Source organism: Hydrogenophaga sp., assembly GCF_051007235.1.
Lineage (GTDB): Bacteria > Pseudomonadota > Gammaproteobacteria > Burkholderiales > Burkholderiaceae_C > Hydrogenophaga.
In genome coordinates this window covers 1-1,725 of record NZ_JBPCSJ010000564.1, presented here as the reverse complement: position 1 = coordinate 1,725, position 1,725 = coordinate 1, and the positions used below count along the sequence as shown (strand labels likewise).

The following is a 1,725-nucleotide window of genomic DNA, read 5'->3' as shown; positions in this document are numbered from 1 at the left end:
CGCGTCCATGCCCGACCGCACCGTGATCCAGTGGGACAAGGACGACCTCGACGCCATGGGCCTGCTCAAGGTTGACGTGCTGGCGCTGGGCATGCTCACGGCCATCCGCAAGTCGCTGGACTTCATCGGCCAGCGGCGCGGCCGGCCCATGCCCATCCACACCATCCCCGACAAGGACGCAGCCACCTTCGACATGATCTGCGCCGCCGACACCGTGGGCGTGTTCCAGATCGAAAGCCGCGCGCAGATGGCCATGCTGCCGCGCCTGCAGCCGCGCTGCTTCTACGACCTGGTGGTCGAGGTCGCGCTGGTGCGGCCCGGCCCCATCCAGGGCGGCGCGGTGCACCCCTACCTGAGGCGCCGCCAGGGCCTGGAGCCGGTGGACTACCCCAAGGGGCTCGAAGCCGCGCTGGAGCGCACGCTGGGCGTGCCGGTGTTCCAGGAGCAGTGCATGCAGATCGCCATGATCGCGGCCGACTTCACCCCCGGCGAAGCCGATGGCCTGCGCCGCGCCATGGGCGCGTGGCGGCGCAACGGCGGCCTGGGCGCCTACGAACACCGCCTCATCGACGGCATGACGCGCAACGGCTACCCGCTGGACTTTGCGCAGCGCGTGGTCGAACAGGTCAAGGGCTTCTCCAGCTACGGCTTCCCCGAAAGCCACGCGGTCAGCTTCGCGCTGCTGGTCTACGACAGCTGCTGGATCAAACGCCACCACCCGGCCGAGTTCCTGGCCGCCATGCTCAACAGCCAGCCGCTGGGCTTCTATTCCCCCAGCCAGCTGGTGCAGGACGCGCAACGCCACGGCGTGGTGGTGCGGCCGGTGGACGTGGCCCACAGCGACTGGGACTGCACGCTGGAAGACATGCCGCCGCCCGATGCGCCGGGCCACCCGGCGGTGCGGCTGGGGTTGCGGCTGGTCAGCGGCCTTTCAAAAGAAGAAGCACAACGCATCAGCACCGCCCGCGACGAGCAACCGTTCGCCAGCACCGAAGACCTCGCGCTGCGCGCACAACTCGACCGCCAGGCCCTGCAACACCTCGCAGCAGGGGATGCGCTGCACAGCCTGGCCGGCCACCGCCGCCAGCAGGTGTGGGACGCATCCGCCCTGCAGGCCGCCCCCGCCATCCTGCGCCGCGCCCCGGTCAACGAAGCGGCGCTCAACCTGGAAGAAGCCCCCGAAGGCGAGGCCATCGTCTGGGACTACACGTCCACCGGCCTGACCCTGCGCCGCCACCCGCTGGCCCTGCTGCGCGAGCGGCTGAACACACGCCGCTTCATGACCGCCGAGCAACTGAAAACCGCACCCGACGGCCGCCTGGTGCGCGCCTGCGGCATCGTCACCTGCCGCCAGCAACCCGGCACGTCCAAGGGCGTGGTCTTCGTGACGCTGGAAGACGAAACCGGCACCGTACAGGTCATCGTCTGGCGCGCGCTGCGCGAACGCCAGCGCAGCGAACTCACCGGCTCACGCCTGATGGGCGTGCACGGCGTCTGGCAACGCGACGGCGCGGTCTGCAACCTGATCGCCGGCCGCCTGGAAAACCTCAACCCGCTGCTGGGCCGGCTGGCGCCGGAGAGCCGGGATTTTCATTGATATGTATGTCGCGACAGGGATGGCTCAGTGTCTTGCAGTCCAAAGGCCTGTCCTTCAGTTGAGAAAACCTCACATCAGTTCGAACGGCGATAACACGCCAATCAACTGCTTCGCACCATCTCCTTCTT

The 1,725-nt window shown here is 68.5% G+C and carries 1 protein-coding gene; it reads left to right on the top strand.

Annotated features, from left to right (window positions below; all coding sequences use genetic code 11):
- Positions 1-1,597 (top strand): OB-fold nucleic acid binding domain-containing protein (locus ACR2JA_RS20020; RefSeq protein ID WP_434010814.1); only part of this gene is annotated, 1,597 nt, incomplete at its 5' end.
- Between the last annotated feature and the right edge of the window lie 128 nt (positions 1,598-1,725).